Source organism: Variovorax terrae (assembly GCF_022809125.1).
GTDB lineage: Bacteria > Pseudomonadota > Gammaproteobacteria > Burkholderiales > Burkholderiaceae_C > Variovorax_A > Variovorax_A terrae.
Genome location: NZ_JALGBI010000001.1, coordinates 40,616 through 59,052, shown reverse-complemented (window position 1 = coordinate 59,052; position 18,437 = coordinate 40,616). Strand labels below are relative to the sequence as shown.

The following is an 18,437-nucleotide window of genomic DNA, read 5'->3' as shown; positions in this document are numbered from 1 at the left end:
GCGCGCGCCGCCCCGCCTATCATCGGCGCATGAACTCCACCGAGATCCCGCGCCTGCTGCGCGAATGCCGCACCATCGCCGTGGTCGGCCTGTCGCCCAAGCCGCACCGCGACAGCCACGCCGTGGCGCACTACCTGCAGGCGCACGGCTACCGCATCATCCCCGTCAATCCGAACGCGCGCGAGGTGCTGGGCGAGACCGCCTACGCCAGCCTGGCCGAAGCCGCGCGGCACGCCACGATCGACCTGGTGGACGTGTTCCGCCACAGCGAGGAAGTGCCGCCGGTGGTGGACGAGGCCATCGCCATCGGCGCACGGGCCGTCTGGCTGCAGCTGGGCATCGAACACGAAGCCGCCGCCGCGCGCGCCCGCGCGGCCGGCCTGCAGGTGGTGCAGGACCGCTGCATCAAGATCGAACACGCCGCGCTGGCGGCGCGCGGCCTGCTCTGAGCGGCGGTTGAGCCCTGGCGCCCGCGGGGGCATCGTCGCCAAACGCCGCCATCGGTGGTAGTGTTCGAGAGGCTGGCGCCCACCGGCGCCCCGAGCCCCCAGGAGTTCCCTCATGCAGCGACGCCACGCCTTTGCGCTTTCCCTCGCCGTCTCCTCCGCCCTGGCGCTGTTCGGCGCCGCGCCCGCGGCCTTCGCCGCTGCGGCCCTGGGCCAGCCCGCGCCCGACTTCAGCCTCAAGGACACCGCCGGCAAGACCGTGCGGCTGGCCGACTTCAGGGGCCGCTACGTGGTGCTCGAATGGACCAACCCCGGCTGCCCCTTCGTGCAGAAGCACTACAACAGCGGCAACATCCCAGCCACGCAGAAGGACGCCACGGCCCGCGGCGTGGCGTGGCTGTCGATCAACTCGACCGAGACGGCCAGCGGCGACTACCTCGAGCCGGCCCGGCTGGCCGCCTGGTACCAGGCGCGGCAGTCGGCGCAGACCGCCGTGCTGATGGACGAGGAAGGCACCGTGGGCCACGCCTATGGCGCGCGCACCACGCCGCACCTGTACATCGTCAACCCGCAGGGCGTGCTGGTCTATGCGGGCGGCATCGACAGCATCGCGTCGGCCCGCGTGGACGACCTCAAGACGGCCACCAACTACGTGCGCCAGGGGCTCGATGAAGCCCTGGCCGGCAAGGCCATCAGCCAGGCCGCCACGCGGCCCTATGGCTGCAGCATCAAGTACAAGAGCTGAGCCCGAAGCCTCCCGCCCCAGGGGCAGGCCGGCGGGCCGATGCCGGGGGCCGCTTCAGCGCGTCACTGCGTCGCCGCCGGCACCGTGGTGATGGATTCGCGCAGGATGCCGCCGCCGGCGACGCTGCCGCTGATCTCGGTGTGGCCGCGGGAAGCGTCCTGGCCCATCACGCGGGCGCGGCATTCGGCCAGATCGGCCTCGCCGGTCCGTGAAAAGGCCTGGCAGCGCGCCAGCGCATTGCGCTCGCGGGCCGCGGCATCGGGGTCGGTCAACCCGTTCTGGCGCGCAGCCTGCAGCGCGGCGCCGGCCTCGCGCAGGCAGTTGGCGCGCGGCGTCGCCGACGCGCTGTTGCAGGCGGCCACGTCCTCGCGGTAACGGGCCTGGGCGTCGCTCGGGGCGGCCTGGGCCGCCAGGCTCGCACCGAAGGCGGCTGCCAGCAGGGCGGCGCGCGCGGCCCGGCGCATGATCTCGATTCGCATGATCGCTCCTGAGACAAGCTGTGGGACTTTCAGCTTAGGCGGCGCCTGCCGCCCGCGGTGCCAGCCAGCGCCTATTTACCTGTAGGACGGCTCCGACGCTGCTGGCCAGGCCGGCGCGTGGGCGACAATCGGGGCATGTTTGCCCCGCTGAAAAATGACACTTTCCTGCGCGCCTGCCTGCGCCAGGCTACCGACCACACCCCCGTCTGGCTGATGCGCCAGGCCGGCCGCTACCTGCCCGAGTACGTGGCCACGCGCGCGCGCGCCGGCAGCTTCATGGGGCTGGCCACCAACCCGGACCTGGCCACCGAGGTCACGCTGCAGCCGCTGGAGCGCTACCCGCTGGACGCGGCCATCCTGTTCTCCGACATCCTGACCGTGCCCGATGCCATGGGCCTGGGCCTGTCCTTCGCCCAGGGCGAGGGCCCGCGCTTCGCGCACCCGGTGCGCGACGAGGCCGCCGTGGCGAAACTCGCCGTGCCCGACCTGGAGAAGCTGCGCTACGTGTTCGATGCCGTCACCTCGATCCGCCGCGCGCTCGACGGCCGGGTGCCGCTGATCGGCTTCTCGGGCAGCCCCTGGACGCTGGCCTGCTACATGGTCGAGGGCGCGGGCTCGGACGACTACCGGCTGGTCAAGACCCTGCTCTACAGCCGGCCCGACCTGATGCACCGCATGCTGCAGGTCAACGCCGACGCCGTGGCGGCCTACCTCAACGCGCAGATCGAGGCCGGCGCCCAGGCCGTGATGATCTTCGACAGCTGGGGCGGCGTGCTGGCCGACGGCGCGTTCCAGGCCTTCAGCCTGGCCTATACCGCGCGCGTGCTGGCCCAGCTCAAGCGCACGCACGACGGCCAGGTCATCCCGCGCATCGTCTTCACCAAGGGCGGCGGCCTGTGGCTCAAGGAGATGGCCGCGCTCGACTGCGAGGTGCTGGGGCTCGACTGGACGGTCAACCTCGGCCACGCGCGCGCCCTGGTGGGCCACGCCAAGGCCCTGCAGGGCAACATCGATCCCAACGTGCTGTTCGCCCCGCCGGCGCAGATCCGCGACGAGGTGGCGCGCGTACTCGACAGCTTCGGCGCGCCGCACCAGGGCGCGGGCCCAGGTCCCACGCACATCTTCAACCTGGGCCATGGCATCAGCCAGTACACGCCGCCCGAGCATGTGGCGGCGCTGGTGCAGGCGGTGCACGAGCACTCGCGCCGGCTGCGCGTGAAATAGTTCCAGGCAGCCGTCACTGGGACTAATTCGCAGCTTTTGTCCAGTTCAGAAATAGTGCCGCGGCCCTTGACTTATACACAAAAGCTGTGCTGCGGCGCAGTAAAAAGGACAGGCCGCCAGCCCCCTTGCTACAAAACCCATAGCGCATCCAAGTTATTGATTCATAAGGAAATCATCGTTTGCTTTTTTTGCGGGCAATCCAGCCAAACGCTTGATTTTCAAGGCTTCGCGGCGCATCGCGGCGATATATCAACAAAGTTATCCACAGAAAACTTGGATGACCTTCAAACCTTTTGCAAATCAACGACTTAGGCGCTATTTCGCCAGTTCACTTCAAAACATGCCCCCAACCTCGGCCATTGCATGAGCTTCTGGCTTTCCATCGCCGTCCAGACCCCGGCCCACAGCGCCATCGCCGGGCCGCTGACCTACCGGAGTGAGTTTCCACTCACGCCCGGCAGCTTGGTGCGGGTGCCGCTGGGCCAGCGCGAGGTGCTCGGCGTGGTGTGGCAGGCGCTGGACGGGCCCGGCCCCGAACAGGCCGGGCGCGACATCCGGCCCGTGGCCGGCGTGCTGGAGGGGCTGGCCCCTCTGAGCGCGAACTGGAAACAAATGGTTTCGTTTGCAGCAGCTTATTACCAACGCGCGCTCGGCGAAGTGGCGCTGGCGGCGCTGCCGCCGCAACTGCGCGACCTGAGCACCGCGCAGCTGGCACGCCGCCTGCGGCGCGATGCTGGGGCCGGCCCGGTGGAGCCGCCGGTTGCTACGGATTCCATAGCACTCAATGACGAGCAGGCGCGGACCCTTGCCACTTTTGAGTCTGAAAACGGGCCCTTCCTGCTGTTCGGCGCCACCGGCAGCGGCAAGACCGAGATCTACCTGCGCGCGGTGCAGGCGCTGCTGGCCCGCGAGCCCGAGGCCCAGGCGCTGGTCATGGTGCCCGAGATCAACCTCACGCCGCAGCTCGAGGCGCGCTTCATCGAGCGCTTCGGCTCCGCCGCCGTGGTTTCGCTGCACAGCGGCATGACGAACCCGCAGCGCCTCAGGAGCTGGCTGGCCGCGCACGGCGGCGCGGCGCGCATCGTGCTCGGCACGCGCATGGCGGTGTTCGCCTCGATGCCGGCGCTGCGGCTGATCGTGGTCGACGAGGAGCACGACCCGAGCTACAAGCAGCAGGAAGGCGCGCGCTACTCGGCGCGCGACCTCGCCATCTACCGCGGCCGGCTCGAAGGCGCCAAGGTGCTGCTGGGCTCGGCCACGCCCTCGCTGGAGAGCTGGCACCACAGCCGGCCGGCCGCCGGCGACGAGCCGGGCGGGCGCTACCGCCGCCTCACCATGGCCGGCCGCATCGGCGGCGGCGCGCTGCCGCGCGTGCGCCTGGTGGACATGAACCTGCAGCCCAGGAAGACCGTGTTCTCCGCCGCGCTGGTCGAGGCCATCACGCAGCGCATCGCGCGCGGCGAGCAGGCCATGGTGTTCCTGAACCGGCGCGGCTACGCGCCGGTGCTGCACTGCGCCGACTGCGGCTGGAAGAGCGAGTGCCCGCACTGCAGCGCCTACCGCGTGTTCCACAAGATCGACCGCACGCTGCGCTGCCACCACTGCGGCTTCACCCAGCGCGTGCCGCGCGCCTGCCCGGACTGCGGCAACCTCGACATCGCGCCGCTGGGCCGCGGCACCGAGCGGCTCGAGGAGCACCTGGCCGAGCTCCTGGCCGGCACGCGCCGGCCCGACGGCCAGCCGCTGCGCATCGCGCGCATCGATGCCGACACCACGCGCCTGAAGGGCGCGCTCGAATCGCAGCTCGCGCAGGTGCATGCGGGCGAGGTCGACGTGCTGGTGGGCACGCAGATGATCGCCAAGGGCCACGACTTCCGCCGCATCACGCTGGTGGCGGCCGTCAACCCCGACGGCGCGCTGTTCTCCAGCGACTTCCGCGCGCCCGAGCGGCTCTTTTCGCTGCTGATGCAGGCCGGCGGCCGCGCCGGGCGCGACGCCGACTACGCGCGCCTGAACGGCAGCGCGAGCGAGATGTGGGTGCAGACCTTCCACCCGCAGCACCCGCTGTTCGACGCGCTGCGCCGGCACGACTACCCGGCCTTTGCGGCGCAGCAGCTGCAGGAGCGCGGGCAGGCCGGCATGCCGCCGTTCAGCTTCCAGGCGCTGGTGCGGGCTGAGGCGCGCACACAGGAGGCCGCGCAGGGCTTTCTGCAGCGCGCCAGCGAGGCCGCCGCCGGGCTGGCCGGCGCCGACCCCATCACGCTCTACCCGCCCGTGCCCATGACGATCCAGCGCGTGGCCAACATCGAGCGCGCGCAGATGCTGGTCGAGTCGCCCTCGCGCGCCGCGCTGCAGCGCTTCCTGGCGGCCTGGCACCCGGTGCTGCACGCCGAGCGCGACCGCGCCGTGACGCGCTGGGCGGTGGACGTCGATCCGCTGGCGATCTGAGCCTTTTTCAAGCCAGATCGGCCAGAGGTCCGCGCCCCGCGGTGCTTTGTTGCTCCTGATTCAGGAGCAAACCCGATGCCCCGAGGCGCTCAGGGCAGGCTGCTGCCGTCGCGGATGCGGTGGATCTCGGCGATGTCCACCACCCAGACCAGGCCGTCGCCGATCTGGCCGGTGCGGCAGGCCTCGACGAGGGCGGCGCGGATCGGCGCCACCATGGCGGCCTCGGCCAGCACGCAGACCATCAGCTTGTCGGAGAAGTCGGTCAGCTCCTCCTTGACCGTGCGCTTGTCCAGCGCGGCCGGGGCCGTGAAGCCCTCGGCGCGGAAGATCGTCACACCGGGAAAGTTGGGGATGGCGCGCAGCGCCTCGCGCAGGCGCTCCAGCCGGCTCGGGCGCACGATGGCGCGGATTTCCTTCATCGTCATCTCAGTTCTCCTTCGGGGTCATGCTTCAGCGGGCTTTTCGTCGAACCAGCGATAGAGCGTGGGCAATACCACCAGCGTGAGCAGCGTCGAAGAGATCAAGCCGCCGATCACCACGATGGCCAGCGGCCGCTGCACCTCCGAGCCCGGCCCGCTGGCGAACAGGAAGGGCACCAAGCCCAGCAGCGCCACGGTGGCCGTCATCATCACGGGGCGAAAGCGCTGCACGCAGCCCTCGCGCACGGCGGCAGCCACGTCCAGGCCGTCCTCGCGCAGGCGGCGGATGCAGGTCACCAGCACCACGCCGTTGAGCACCGCGATGCCCCATAGCGCGATGAAGCCGACCGAGGCCGGCACGCTCACGTACTCGCCGGTGACGAACAGGCCGATCAGCCCGCCGATCGAGGCGAACGGCAGCACCAGGATGATGAGCCCGGCCAGCTTGACCGAGTTGAACAGCAAGAACAGCAGGAAGAAGATGGCCGCGATGGTCAGCGGCACGATCACCTGCAGCGTGCCCATGGCGCGCTCCATGTTCTCGAACTGGCCGCCGTACTTGAAGTAGTAGCCCTCGGGCAGCTTGACCTCATGCTCCACGCGCTGCTGCACCTCGGCCACGAAGCCGCCGAGGTCGCGCCCCTCGACGTTGGCGCCCACCACCACGCGGCGCTTGCCGCCCTCGCGGCTGATCTGCGCTGGCCCGTCCACGAGCTGGATGCGCGCCAGCGAGTACAGCGGCACCTGCGCGCCGTCGGGCGTGGGCAGCAGCGTGTTGCCGATGGCCTCCACCGACTGCCGCGCCTCGAGCGGAAAGCGCACCACCACGCTGTAGCGGCGCTCGCCCTCGTAGAGCGTGGTCACGTCCTTGCCGCCGATGGCGCTCTCGATCAGGGCCTGCACGTCGGCCACGTTGAGGCCCTGGCGCGCGATCGCCTTGCGGTCGATGTCGATGGTCAGCGCCTGCTGGCCCGACAGGCGCTCGATGCGGATGTCGCGGCTGCCGGGCACGCTCTTCAGGATGCGCGCCACCTGCTCGGACACGCGCTTGAGCTCACCCAGCTCGTCGCCGAACACCTTGATGGCGAGCTGCGAGCGCACGCCCGTGACCATCTCGTCCACCCGCTCGGAGATCGGCTGCGACAGCACGATCTGCACGCCCGGGATGCTCGAGAGGCGCTGGCGGATGTCCTCGTCGATCTCGTCCTGCGTGCGGCCCGATTTCGGGTCCAGCAGCACGATCGGGTCGGACTCGTTGGGCCCGGCCGGGTCGGCCGGCGACTCGCCGCGCCCGAGCTTGGACACCACGCTGAGCACGCCCGGCACCTCGGCCACCTGCTTCATGGCCGCCATCTCCATGCGGATCGACTCGTCCAGCGAGATGCTGGGCACGCGGTTGATCTGCGGCGTGAGCGCGCCCTCCTTCATGGTCGGCTGAAGGATTTGCCTAGGAACGGGAACAGCGCCAGCGAACCCAGCAGCAGCAGCACGGCGGCCGCCAGCGTGACGCGGTGCTTCGCTGTCGCGCCGTCCAGCAGGCGCAGGTAGTGGCGCTTGAGGAAGGCGATCAGCCGCGTGTCGTGGTCCGCGCCGCCCTTGAGGAAGTACGAGCACAGCACCGGCGAGAGGAACAGCGACACCGCCAGCGACACGGCCAGCGAGATCGCGATGGTCAGCGCCAGCGGCGCGAACATCTTGCCCTCGATGCCCTGCAGCGTCATGAGCGGCAGGAACACCAGGATGATGATGGCGATGCCGAAGATGGTGGGCGTGGCCACCTCGGTGGTGGCGGCCAGCACGGTGCGCACGCGCGCGCCCATGCTGTCGCCGGCCTGCCCGAGCTTGTGGAACACGTTCTCCACCACCACCACGGTGGCGTCCACCATCAGGCCGATGGCGATGGCCAGCCCGCCGAGCGACATCAGGTTGGCCGAGATGCCATAGCGGTTCATCATGATGAAGGTGGTCAGCGGCGTGATGATCAGCGTGGCCACCACGATCAGGCTGGAGCGCACGTCGCCCAGGAAGATGAACAGCACCACCACCACGAGGAAGATGCCCTCGATCAGCACCTTGCCCACGGTCCACAGCGCCGAGTCGACGAGGTCGGTGCGGTCGTAGTAGGGCACGATCTGCAGGCCGCCGGGCAGCATGCCCTTGGTGTTGATCTCGGCCACGCGCTCCTTCACGCGCGTGACCACCTCCTTGGCATTGCCGCCGCGCATCATCAGCACGATGCCCGAGACGCCCTCGGTGTAGCCGCCCTTGATGATCGCGCCCTGGCGCACCTCGGCGCCGAGCTGCACGGTGGCCACGTCGCGCACGAACACCGGCACGCCGGCCTGTTCCTTGACCACGATGTTGCCAATGTCCTCCAGCGTGCGGATCAGGCCGACGCCGCGGATCAGGTACTGCTCGGTCACCTGCGGCAGGATGCCGCCGCTGGCGTTGGCGTTGTTGGCCGCGATGGCCTCCACCACCTGGCGCACCGACAGGCCGTAGTGGCGCAGCCGCCCCGGGTCCACCAGCGCCTGGTACTGCTTGACGTAGCCGCCCTGCGAGTTGATCTCGGCCACGCCGGGAATGGAGCGCAGCAGCGGCCGCACCACCCAGTCCTGCACCGTGCGGCGCTCGGCCAGCTCGGCCGGGGTCAGCGCGCGCTGGCCGTCGTCGGGCTTCTCCAGCGTGTACTGGTAGACCTCGCCCAGGCCGGTGGAGACCGGCCCCAGCACCGGCACGATGCCCTGCGGCATGCGCGGCGTGACCTCGATCAGCCGCTCGGTCACGAGCTGGCGCGCGAAGTACACGTCGGTGGCCTCGGTGAACACCAGCGTGATGATGGACAGCCCGCTCTTGTTGAGCGAGCGCATCTCCACCAGCCCCGGCAGGCCGGTCATGGCGATCTCCAGCGGCACGGTGACGAAGCGCTCGATCTCCTCGGGCGAGCGCCCCGGCGCCTCGGTGGCCACCTGCACCTGCACGTTGGTCACGTCGGGAAAGGCGTCCACCGACAGCTTGAGCGCCGCGCGCAGCCCGAAGCCGCACAGCACCAGCGCGAGCACGACCACCACGAGCCGCTGACTCAGCGCGGCCCGGATCATGGAAGCGATCATGGGCTTACTCCAGCTCGGCGCGCTTGCGCTCGTTGTTCAGGTGAAAGGCGCCCTCCACCACCAGCTCGGTGCCCTCGGCCAGGCCGCCCAGCACCGGGCGCAGCCCGCCGCTGGCGGCGCCCAGCTCGATCGGCGCCAGGCGGTAGCGGTTGTCGGCCTGCTTCACGAACACGTGGTCGCGGTCGTTCTCGCGCACCACGGCCACGGCCGGCACGGCCAGCGTGCGGCGCGCCGCGCCCTCGATGCGCATAGTGGCCAGCATCTGCGGCTTGAGCTCGCGCTGGGCGTTGTCCACCTGGGTGCGGATGGTCACGCTGCGCGTCTCGGGCGACACGGTGTCGCCCACATGCACGATGCGGCCGGCGAGCTGGCGCCCGGCCAGCGCCGGCACCTCGATCTCCACCGCCTGGCCGGCCTGCACGCTGCGCGCGGCCTGCTCGGGCAGCGCGCCCACCACCCAGACGTTGCCCAGGTCGGCCACGGTGAACAGCGGGTCGCCCGGCTGCGCCACCTGGCCCGAGCTGAGCTTGCGCTCGATCACCACGCCGGCCAGCGTGGCCACCACGGCCGCGTGCGGGTGCAGCGTGCCCTGCTCGCGCAGGCGCTCCACCGCCCCGCCCGGCAGGCCGATGAGGCGAAGCTGGTCGCCGGCGGCGCGCAGCTCGGCGCGCGCGATGGCGAGTTCGGACTCGCGCCGCTGCTGCTCGGCCGAGCCGATCACGTCGGCCTGGATGAGCTGGCGCGCGCGCTCCACGGCACGCTCGGCCTGGGCCGTGGCGGCATGGGCGCGCAGGTAGGCGAGCTGGGCCGTGGTCAGCTCGGGGCTGGCCACGCGCGCCAGCACCTGGCCCGGGCGCACACGGTCGCCCACTTCGGCCAGCACCTCGGTCACGCGGCCGGTGACGGAGGCGCCGATGCGCGCGACCAGGCGGTCGTTGGCCTCGATGCGGCCGGCCACCTCCTGGATCGGCGCGATCTCGGCCGTGGACAACGGCGCGGTCTTGAAGCGCGCCGCCATCCCGGGCGGCACCACGACCTCCATCGGGTCGGCCGGCGCGGCAGCGGCCGCAGCCGGCGGCGGCGCATCCGAACGGCCGCAGCCGGCGAGCGTGAGGGTCAGCAGCATGAGGCCGGCCAGGGCCAGGGCGGACACGGCCGCCCGCGGGCGCGGCCGGGCCGGGGACAAAGAGGAATCGAAGGTCGAGGACATGGCGGAAAGCGGTTGAGGAAGAAAAACGGGGGAGGACGGGAGAGCGAGCGTCATGGCGCGGCCTCGCTCACAGCGGCCCGGGCGGCTCGGCATGGCGGCCGGCCAGGAATTCGAGTTCGATGCGGGCGGCCTGCTGCTGGTAGCGCGCCTCCAGCAGGTCGGCGCGTACCGCGCGCAGCACGCGCTGGGCGTCCAGCACGTCGAGGATGCCGCGCTCGCCGAAGCGGTAGGCGGCCTCGGCCACGCGCAGCGCCGCCTCGGCCTCGCGCACCGCGCCCTGGCTCAGGGCCTCGGTGCGCAGGCGCGCCATCTCCAGCGCCTTCCAGGCCTGCAGCACCTGCTGGCGCAGCTCGGCCTGGCGGCCTTCGAGCCGGCCGCGCGCGCGCTCCAGCTCCGAGGCGGCCTCGTCCACCGGGCCACGGCGCTGGTCGAGCAGCGGGATCTGCACGCTCACGCCGATCATGTTCTGGCGGATGTCGGGCTCGCGCGTCTGGCCGTAGCGCAGTTCCAGGCCGGGCCAGCGGCTGGCGCGCGCGCCCTCGAGCTGCGCCTGCGCGCGGTCCACCTCGGACTGCAGCAGCCGCAGCTCGGGGTGTTCGCCCGGTTCGAGGCGCTGCAGCGCGGCCGCGTCGATCGCGTCGTCCAGCGACAGCACGAGCTGAAAGCGCGCCGGCAGTTGCCCGGCGGCCAGCCGGTTGAGCGTGAGCTGGGTCTGCTCGGCCAGCAACAGCGCCGACTGCTCGCGCTGGCGCGCGTTGATGATCTCGGCATCGGCCTTGATGATCTCGTAGCGCGCGGCCTCACCGCTGGCCACGCGCACACGCACGCGCTCGCGCACCTGCTCCAGCAGTTGCACCGCGTCGCGCGCGGCCTCGGCCTCGGCCTGGCGCAGCACCGTCTCGTAGGCGCGCAGCTTGACCTGCGCCACCAGCGCGTTGCGCGTGACCGCGACCTGGTGCTGGCTGCCGCGCTCGCCGGCCTGCGCGGCCTCGACACGCGCGCCGCGCAGCGACGGGTTCTCCAGCGGCTGGGCGATGGCCCAGCCCTGCACCGCGCCCGGCGTGGCCGAGGGCAGGCGCTCGCGGTTGCGCCCGCTGCTCCATTCCAGCCGCGGGTTCGGCAGCGCCGAGGCGCTGAGCACGCTGGCCGCCGCCGTGACGCGCGACTGCTGCGCGGCGCGCAACTCTGGGTTGTGGGCCACCACCGTCTGCACCACCTGGGCCAGCGGCAGCCGCGGCGGCTCGGCCGCGCCGGCCGGCGCCGGGGCCTGCGCCAGGCCCGGCAGGGCGGACATCGAAAGAACAAGGACGACGGGGACAAGCAGGAAGGATCGAGACACCATGGGCATACCTGCCGCGCTGTGCGGCAACCGGGTTGGGATTGCGAAGCGCCGCCGCGCCGGGTCACGGGCTGGCAGCGTGGAGCGTCACCGGCGCACGAACCCGGGCTGGGGCCGCAGCGCACGCAACGCCGTCCCGCGCGGCGCCAGTGGGCGCGCGCAGGTCAGGGCTCAGGACGAGCCGGGCAGAGAAAGAAAGAGGGGGGGGAGAAAGGCGGCGCGGCGGCTCAGGCCCGCAGCCGCAGAGCGCCACTGGGCGGCCGCAGCGCCGCGCGCAGCCAGGGGTCGGCCAGCGCCGCCACGGGCGCCTGGGGCGGCTCCCGCACCGCGAGCACGCCGACCGTCCTGCGCGCGGGCACGCCGAACAGCTCGGTGCGGTCGTCGTTGGTGACCGGCGGCTCGTTCAGCCGCGCCACCTGGCGCGCCGTGAGTTCGGGCTGCTCCAGCTCGCCTCCGCCGGCCTCCAGCGCGTCGAGCTGCGCCGCATCGGCCGCCAGGATCTGGTGCACGGCAGCGAAGTGCGCCGCCTCCTCGTCGTCGCCGGCCGCCGGCCACGCCGCGGCCTCCACGGACCAGAGGATGGCCGCGAACAGCAGCAGCGACAGCAGGAAGGACGGCGCCAGGCGCATGGACGGGTTGGAGAGGAACGAGGTGATGAAACGTCAGGAAGCAGGGCCCGTGCCAACGGCAGCGGGCAGGCTATTGTGGCCAGAAGTGGCCCGGAAGTTCCCCTGCTCGGTGAAAAACCCGATGGTGGTGATACACCATCGCTGCTAGGCACCACTCTGGCTCAAGCCGCTATTTTTTGAATCAAATCCCGCCGATGTCCAGATGAGGCGGTCATTGTTTGCTATCTATTTGGGAGCATCCACGAGCAGCGAGACGGCCGCCGAGAAGCTCAGGAAGGCCAGCGCCGTGGACACCAGGATGATGCGCGCGATGCGTCCGTTGTTGGCGCCGAAGCGCTCGGCCAGCAGCGAGACGTTGCTGGCACTGGGCAGCGCCGCCACCAGCACCATGACGGTGAGCGCGAAGCGCGACAGCGGTGCACCGAGGTAGAGCGCGACCGTGCCCACGGCCAGCACCAGCAGCGGGTGCATCACCAGCTTGGCCAGCGCCAGCGGCACGTAGTCGATCCATGGCACGCGCTCGTGCGTGTTCATCTGCGAGCGCGCCAGCACCGCGCCGATGGTGAACAGCGCCACCGGCGAGGCCGCGTCGGCCAGCAGGCCCACGGTCTGCATCACCGGCCCCGGCAGCGTCAGCCCGGCGGCCGAGGCCAGCGCGCCGAGCGCGATGGACCAGGGCATCGGGTTGGTGGCCATGCCGCGCAGCGCATGGCTCGCGGCCACGCGCATGCCGTGCGTGCCCGCGCTGTCCAGCCGCGACAGCGCGATGCACAGCGAGCTGGTGATCACGAGGTCGATGGCGATGGTCACGATCGCAGGCCCGGCGGCCTGCGCCCCGAGCAGCGCCACCAGCAGCGGCACGCCCATGAAGCCGGTGTTGGGAAAGGCCGCCACCAGCGCGCCGAAGGCGGCGTTGTTCCAGTTGATGCGCTCGCTGCGCGTCATGACCATGGCCACCGCCACCATCGCCAGCGCGCAGGCCAGGTAGACCCCGAACACACTGGCGTCCAGCAGCTGCGCGATCGGCGTGGCGGCACCGAAGCGGTACAGCATGCACGGCAGCGCGAAATACAGCACGAAGACGTTGAGCCCGGGAATGGCCGCCTGCGGCAGTACGCCGCGGCGCGCGGCCAGGTAGCCGCAGAGAACCAGCGCAAAGAACGGGAAGGTGATGAGCAGGACGGCGAGCATGGCGCAGCATTGTCTCAGCCCGGCGTGCCATCCGGCACGCGCGAGGCGGCGGGGGCCCTTGCGCTCAGAACGTGTTCACGATCTCAGACCCGGCCCAGCAGGTTGAGCCGCACGTTCGCCAGATGCTCGGCCAGCCGCTGGCGCGCGGTGTCGGCGTCGCGCTGCTTGAGCGCCTGCACCAGCGCGCGGTGCTCCTGCTGGTAGCGCGCGCGCCGCTCGGGCGTGACGCTCTTTTGCTTGAGCAGGCCCCACTCGCCGCGCTCGCGCGCCTCGGTCGCGAGCTGGAACACGCTCACGAAGAACGCGTTGTGGGTGGCCTCGGCCAGCCGCTGGTGCAGCGCGCCGTCCCAGTGCTCGAACTCGGCCAGCGTGGGCGCGGCCTCGCCCTGGCGGCAGCATTCCTCGAGCGCCTCGAAATCGGCGGCCGTGGCCTTGCTCACGATCAGATCCACCAGCAGCGGCTCGAACAGCAGCCGCGCCTCCATGAGTTCGGCCGGGCTGATCGCCGAGGCTGCGCTCGGGCGCGGCGGCAGCCGCTCCCGCACGCGCTCGGCCACGTAGGTGCCGCTGCCCACCGTCTGCTCGATGAAGCCCGAGGCCTTGAACTCGCGCAGCACGCGGCGCAGCGCCGAACGGCCCACGCCGTAGCGCTCGCACAGCTCGCGCTCGGTGGGCAGGCGCTCGCCGGGCGCCCAGCGCCCGTTTTGCAGGCCATGCAGCAAGGTCTGCCGCAGCGCTTGCGCCGGATCGACGGAAAACAGGGGGTTGGCGGCAACGGACATGGAGGAACCGGGGTGATTGGTTTGAATTGGTTCGAACCGATTGGACCATGCGCCCGCGCCTGGCGTCTAGGGGTAAACACCATTGGTCAACATCCATCCAAATTGATCCAATACAGAACCAATTGAAACCAATCGAGCAATCCTGGAGTCTTCATGAAAATCGGACGCGTTCTCTGGAACGGAGCCCCCCGCCTGGCCCTGATCGACGAGCCGCAGCAATCGGCGCTGCTGGTCGAGGGCGAACTGGCGAACCACCCCAACCCGGTGCTGGCCGTGATCGAGCGCGGGCTGTCGGCCGCGCAATTGATGGCACTGGGCACGACGCCCGTGCCGCTGGCCGGGCTGGCTTTTCTGGCGCCGCTGTCGGCGCTGGTGCGCAACGTGTTCGCGGTGGGCAAGAACTACCATGACCATGCGCTGGAGTTCGACAAGAGCGGCTACAACGCCACCACCAGCAGCGCGTCGGCCATCCCCACGCACCCGCAGTTCTTCAGCAAGGCCACCGGCACGCTGGCCGGCCCGCGCGATGCGGTGCGCTTCGACCCGGCGCACACCGCCAGCGTCGATTACGAAGGCGAGATCGGCGTCGTGATCGGCCGGCGCTGCCGCAACGTCTCCAAGGCCCAGGCGCTGGACCAGGTGTTCGGCTTCGTCGCCCTCAACGACGTGACGGCGCGCGACCTGCAGAAGAACCACGCGCAGTGGTTCCTCGGCAAGTCGCTGGACACCTTCTGCCCGCTCGGCCCCTGGATCGGCACGCCCGAGAGCACGCCGATCGAGACGCTGCGCGTGCGCACCTGGGTCAACGGCGAGCTGCGCCAGGACGCCCCGATCAGCCAGTTGATCTTCGACGTGCCGACGCTGATCGAAACCCTGTCGCGCGGCACGACCCTGCTGCCTGGCGACATCCTGGCCACCGGCACGCCCGTGGGCGTGGGCCTGGGCTTCAACCCGCCCCGCTTCCTGCGCCATGGCGACCGCGTGCGCGTGGCCGTCACCGGCCTGGGCGAGCTCGACAACCCGATCGAGGCGCCCTGAGCGCCCACGGCACAGAAACCCTGAGGAGACACACCATGATCCAACGCCGCACCGCCCTGCACCTGCTGGGCCTGAGCGCCCTGTCGCCGCTCCTGGCCGCCCCGGCCCGGGCGCAGGACAGCTACCCCAACCGCCCCGTGAGCATGCTGGTGCCGTTCCCGCCCGGCGGCGTGGCCGACACCGTCGGCCGACCGGTGGCCGACGCCATGGGCCGCGCGCTCGGGCAGAGCGTGGTGGTGGAGAACAAGGGCGGCGCCGGCGGCGGCATCGGCATGGCCCAGGTGGCCAAGGCCAAGCCCGACGGCTACAGCCTGCTGATGGCGCTGTCGTCCATCGTGGTGCTGCCCGAGGCCGACAAGGTGCTGCAGCGCGCCCCGCTGTTCACGCTGGACCAGCTGCGCCCGGTGGCGCGCTTCTCGGCCGACCCCACGGTGCTGGTGGTGCGCGGCGACAGCCCCTGGAAGACCTATGCCGACTTCATCGCCCACGCCAGGGCCAAGCCCGGCAGCGTGACCTTCGGCTCCTCGGGCAACTACGGCACCATGCACGTGCCGATGGAGCAGCTCAAGGCCGCGACCCACACCTTCATGCTGCATGTGCCCTACACCGGCGCCGGCCCGGCCGTGCTGGCGCTGCTGTCGGGCCAGGTGGACGCGCTGTCCACCGGGCCTTCGAGCGTGATGCAGCACATCCGCGCGGGCAAGTTGCGCGCGCTCGCGCACTGGGGCGAAGGCCGCCTGCCCATGCTGCCCGAGGTGCCCAGCCTCAAGGAGCTGGGCGTGCCCGTGACCTACTCGCAATGGGCCGGCCTGTTCGCGCCGGCCGGCACGCCCGAGCCGGTGATGGCCAAACTGCGCCAGGCGGCGCGCGCCGCGGTGGACGACCCGCGTGCCAGGCAGAACCTGGCCACGGCCGGCAGCAGCTTCCAGTTCCAGGATGCGCCCGAGTTCGAGCGCTTTGTGCAGGCCGAGGCGCTCGCCATGGCGGCGCTCGTCAAGCGCATCGGCCGCGTGGACTGAAGCCGCCCGGCCCGCCAGCCGGCGGGCCGGATGCGCCGTTCTGCGGCATTCGCACCGGCTTTTCCCCTCTTTTCCAGGCAACGTCCGCCTTCCTCGCCCAATCGCCCGCCGCCACGCCGGCAGGCGGACTGCCGCCGTTACACCCCGCAGGTATCATCGTGCGCTTTGCCTCCCACGCACGATGTCCGCTGGCCTGAATCTCGCCCAACAAGAAGCCGTCAACTACCTGCATGGGCCCTGCCTGGTGCTGGCGGGGGCCGGTTCGGGCAAGACGCGGGTGATCACCCACAAGATCGGGCGGCTGATCCAGGCCGGGCTGGAGCCCAAGCGCATCGCGGCCATCACCTTCACCAACAAGGCGGCCGCCGAGATGCGCGAGCGCGCCAAGAGCCTGATCGGGCGCGACGCCAAGCAGGTGGTGGTTTGCACCTTCCACGCCCTGGGCGTGCGCATGATGCGCGAGGACGGCGCGGTGCTGGGCCTCAAGCCCCAGTTCAGCATCCTGGACAGCGACGACGTGACCAGCATCCTCAAGGACTGCGGCGGCAGCACCGACGCGGCCACCGCGCGCCAGTGGCAGTGGGCCATCAGCCTGTGGAAGAACATGGGCCTGAACGCGGCGCAGGCTGAAGCCCAGGCCAAGGACGACAACGAGCGCGTGACCGCGCGCATCATGGCGCGCTACGAGGAGCGGCTCACGGCCTACCAGAGCGTGGACTTCGACGACCTGATCGGCCTGCCGCTCAAGCTGCTCAAGGACTTCCCCGAAGTGCGCGCCAAATGGCAGGCCGCGCTCGGCCACGTGCTGGTGGACGAATACCAGGACACCAACGCCACCCAATACGAGGTGCTCAAGCTGCTGGTGGGCGAGCGCGCGCGCTTCACCGCGGTGGGCGACGACGACCAGTCGATCTACGGCTGGCGCGGCGCCACGCTGGACAACCTGCGCAAGCTGCCGGTCGATTTCCCGAACCTCAAGGTCATCAAGCTGGAGCAGAACTACCGCTCCACCAGCGCCATCCTGCGCGCAGCCAACAACGTGATCGGGCCCAACCCCAAGCTGTTTCCCAAGACCCTGTTCTCCGAGCTCGGCGAAGGCGAGCCGGTGCGCATCGTCGATGCCGACAACGAGGAGCACGAGGCCGAGCGCACGGTGGCGCGCATCCAGTCGCTGCGCGCCGGCACGGATGTCTCCACCAGCGGCGGGCAGCACAAGGCCTTCCGCGACTTCGCCGTGCTGTACCGCGCCAATCACCAGGCCCGGGTGTTCGAGCAGGCGCTGCGCAAGGCGCAGATTCCGTACAAGGTCTCGGGCGGCCAGAGCTTCTTCGACCGCGCCGAAATCAAGGACCTGTGCGCCTGGTTCCGCCTGTGGGTCAACAATGACGATGACCCGGCCTTCCTGCGCGCGGTAACCACCCCGAAGCGCGGCATCGGCCACCAGACGCTGCAGAGCCTGGGCGTGTTCGCCAGCCAGTACAAGCTGAGCCTGTTCGAGGCGCTGTTCTCCAGCAGCCTGCCGAGCGTGCTGTCGGCGCGCGCCGTGGGCGGCCTGCACGAGTTCGGCCGCTACGTGAACGACCTGGAGTTCCGCGCCCGCCGCACCCTCGGCGCCGAGGATGCGCGCGCCTTCCTGGCCGACTGGCTCAAGGAGATCGGCTACGAGAAGCACCTGTACGACGGCGAGGACAGCGAGAAGCTGGCCGCCTCGCGCTGGACCAACGTGATGGAGTTCTGCGACTGGATGGCGCAGCGCTGCGGCGGCCAGATCGACGACGCGGCGGGCGTGAGCAACTCCAGCGAGGTGAAGTCGCTGCTCGAAGTGGCGCAGACCATCTCGCTGCTGTCCACCATCAGCGAGCGCGAGAAGGACCAGGACGTGGTGACGCTGTCCACGCTGCACGCCGCCAAGGGCCTGGAGTGGCCGCACGTGATGCTGGTGGGCGTGACCGAGGGCCTGCTGCCGTTCAAGCTCGGCGACGAGGACAACCCCACCGGCCGCGCCGACGGCCCGATGAGCGAGGGCCTGCTGCAGCGCCTGCAGGAGGAGCGCCGCCTGATGTACGTGGGCATCACCCGCGCCCAGCGCTCGCTGGCCGTGAGCTGGACCAAGCGGCGCAAGAAAGGCCGCGAGATGGTGGCCGCGCAGCCCAGCCGCTTCATCGCCGAGATGGCGCTGGAGAAGGCCACCACCCGCGAGGACCCGCGCGAGAAGCTCAAGGCGCTGCGCGCCGAATTCGCCAAGAAGGCCCAGGAGAGCGCCGCAGCGGCCGAGGAGCGCGTCGCATGAACGGGCGGAATGCTCTCTTTTTGATAGCACTCAACGTCCTCTGCACCTGGACCTTGGCCCAAAAC

Annotated in this window: 14 protein-coding genes and 1 pseudogene; 7 read left to right on the top strand and 8 right to left on the bottom strand. The window is 70.7% G+C overall.

The annotated features are described in order from the left end of the window. Window positions 1-29 precede the first annotated feature (29 nt). Together MMF98_RS00290 and MMF98_RS00285 are read left to right on the top strand one after the other, a co-directional pair. Window positions 30-449, top strand: coding sequence for a CoA-binding protein (locus MMF98_RS00290; RefSeq protein WP_243302770.1), 420 nt, complete (start codon window positions 30-32; stop codon window positions 447-449). A 112-nt stretch (window positions 450-561) separates the two neighbouring features. Then, on the top strand, window positions 562-1,191 hold the full coding sequence (locus MMF98_RS00285) for a thioredoxin family protein (RefSeq protein WP_243302769.1): 630 nt from the start codon (window positions 562-564) through the stop codon (window positions 1,189-1,191). A 62-nt stretch (window positions 1,192-1,253) separates the two neighbouring features. Here MMF98_RS00285 and MMF98_RS00280 read toward each other — a convergent pair whose 3' ends face one another. Continuing rightward, entirely contained in the window at window positions 1,254-1,670 is a 417-nt protein-coding gene (locus MMF98_RS00280) for a hypothetical protein (RefSeq protein WP_243302768.1), read from the bottom strand. Window positions 1,671-1,805: 135 nt separating this feature from the next. Here MMF98_RS00280 and hemE point away from each other — a divergent pair, with 135 nt between their 5' ends. Both hemE and priA read left to right on the top strand, forming a co-directional pair. Further along, window positions 1,806-2,894: a uroporphyrinogen decarboxylase gene (hemE, locus tag MMF98_RS00275; protein WP_243302766.1), complete on the top strand. Its 1,089-nt coding sequence runs from the start codon at window positions 1,806-1,808 to the stop codon at window positions 2,892-2,894. 363 nt (window positions 2,895-3,257) lie between these two features. Further along, entirely contained in the window at window positions 3,258-5,342 is a 2,085-nt protein-coding gene (priA, locus tag MMF98_RS00270; RefSeq protein ID WP_243302764.1) for a replication restart helicase PriA, read from the top strand. Window positions 5,343-5,431: 89 nt separating this feature from the next. Here the strand turns inward: priA and MMF98_RS00265 are convergent, their stop codons facing one another. The 7 genes and pseudogenes from MMF98_RS00265 to MMF98_RS00235 all read right to left on the bottom strand — a co-directional run bounded on the left by MMF98_RS00265 (window position 5,432) and on the right by MMF98_RS00235 (window position 14,025). Beyond that, the gene (locus tag MMF98_RS00265) at window positions 5,432-5,767 is read right to left on the bottom strand and encodes a P-II family nitrogen regulator (protein WP_243302762.1); all 336 of its coding nucleotides are present in this window, start codon (window positions 5,765-5,767) and stop codon (window positions 5,432-5,434) included. An 18-nt stretch (window positions 5,768-5,785) separates the two neighbouring features. Beyond that, window positions 5,786-8,862 (bottom strand): annotated as a pseudogene (locus tag MMF98_RS00260) (efflux RND transporter permease subunit). Between the two features lie 16 nt (window positions 8,863-8,878). Then, entirely contained in the window at window positions 8,879-10,084 is a 1,206-nt protein-coding gene (locus MMF98_RS00255) for an efflux RND transporter periplasmic adaptor subunit (protein WP_243302760.1), read from the bottom strand. Between the two features lie 67 nt (window positions 10,085-10,151). Continuing rightward, complete coding sequence (locus MMF98_RS00250; RefSeq protein WP_243302758.1) at window positions 10,152-11,378, bottom strand: TolC family protein; 1,227 nt, start codon at window positions 11,376-11,378, stop codon at window positions 10,152-10,154. A 272-nt stretch (window positions 11,379-11,650) separates the two neighbouring features. Further along, window positions 11,651-12,052, bottom strand: coding sequence for a hypothetical protein (locus tag MMF98_RS00245; protein WP_243302757.1), 402 nt, complete (start codon window positions 12,050-12,052; stop codon window positions 11,651-11,653). Between the two features lie 225 nt (window positions 12,053-12,277). Continuing rightward, window positions 12,278-13,243: an AEC family transporter gene (locus MMF98_RS00240; protein WP_243302755.1), complete on the bottom strand. Its 966-nt coding sequence runs from the start codon at window positions 13,241-13,243 to the stop codon at window positions 12,278-12,280. An 83-nt stretch (window positions 13,244-13,326) separates the two neighbouring features. Then, the gene (locus tag MMF98_RS00235; RefSeq protein WP_243302745.1) at window positions 13,327-14,025 is read right to left on the bottom strand and encodes a FadR/GntR family transcriptional regulator; all 699 of its coding nucleotides are present in this window, start codon (window positions 14,023-14,025) and stop codon (window positions 13,327-13,329) included. A 153-nt stretch (window positions 14,026-14,178) separates the two neighbouring features. Here MMF98_RS00235 and MMF98_RS00230 point away from each other — a divergent pair, with 153 nt between their 5' ends. From MMF98_RS00230 to MMF98_RS00220, 3 genes are all read left to right on the top strand, one after another. Further along, window positions 14,179-15,063 (top strand): fumarylacetoacetate hydrolase family protein, encoded by an 885-nt coding sequence (locus MMF98_RS00230; protein ID WP_243302743.1) that lies wholly within the window; start codon window positions 14,179-14,181, stop codon window positions 15,061-15,063. A gap of 35 nt (window positions 15,064-15,098) precedes the next feature. Beyond that, window positions 15,099-16,082, top strand: a complete 984-nt coding sequence (locus MMF98_RS00225; protein WP_279343401.1) for a Bug family tripartite tricarboxylate transporter substrate binding protein — start codon at window positions 15,099-15,101, stop codon at window positions 16,080-16,082. Between the two features lie 181 nt (window positions 16,083-16,263). Beyond that, window positions 16,264-18,372 (top strand): ATP-dependent helicase, encoded by a 2,109-nt coding sequence (locus tag MMF98_RS00220; RefSeq protein ID WP_243302742.1) that lies wholly within the window; start codon window positions 16,264-16,266, stop codon window positions 18,370-18,372. The last annotated feature ends 65 nt before the right edge of the window (window positions 18,373-18,437 follow it).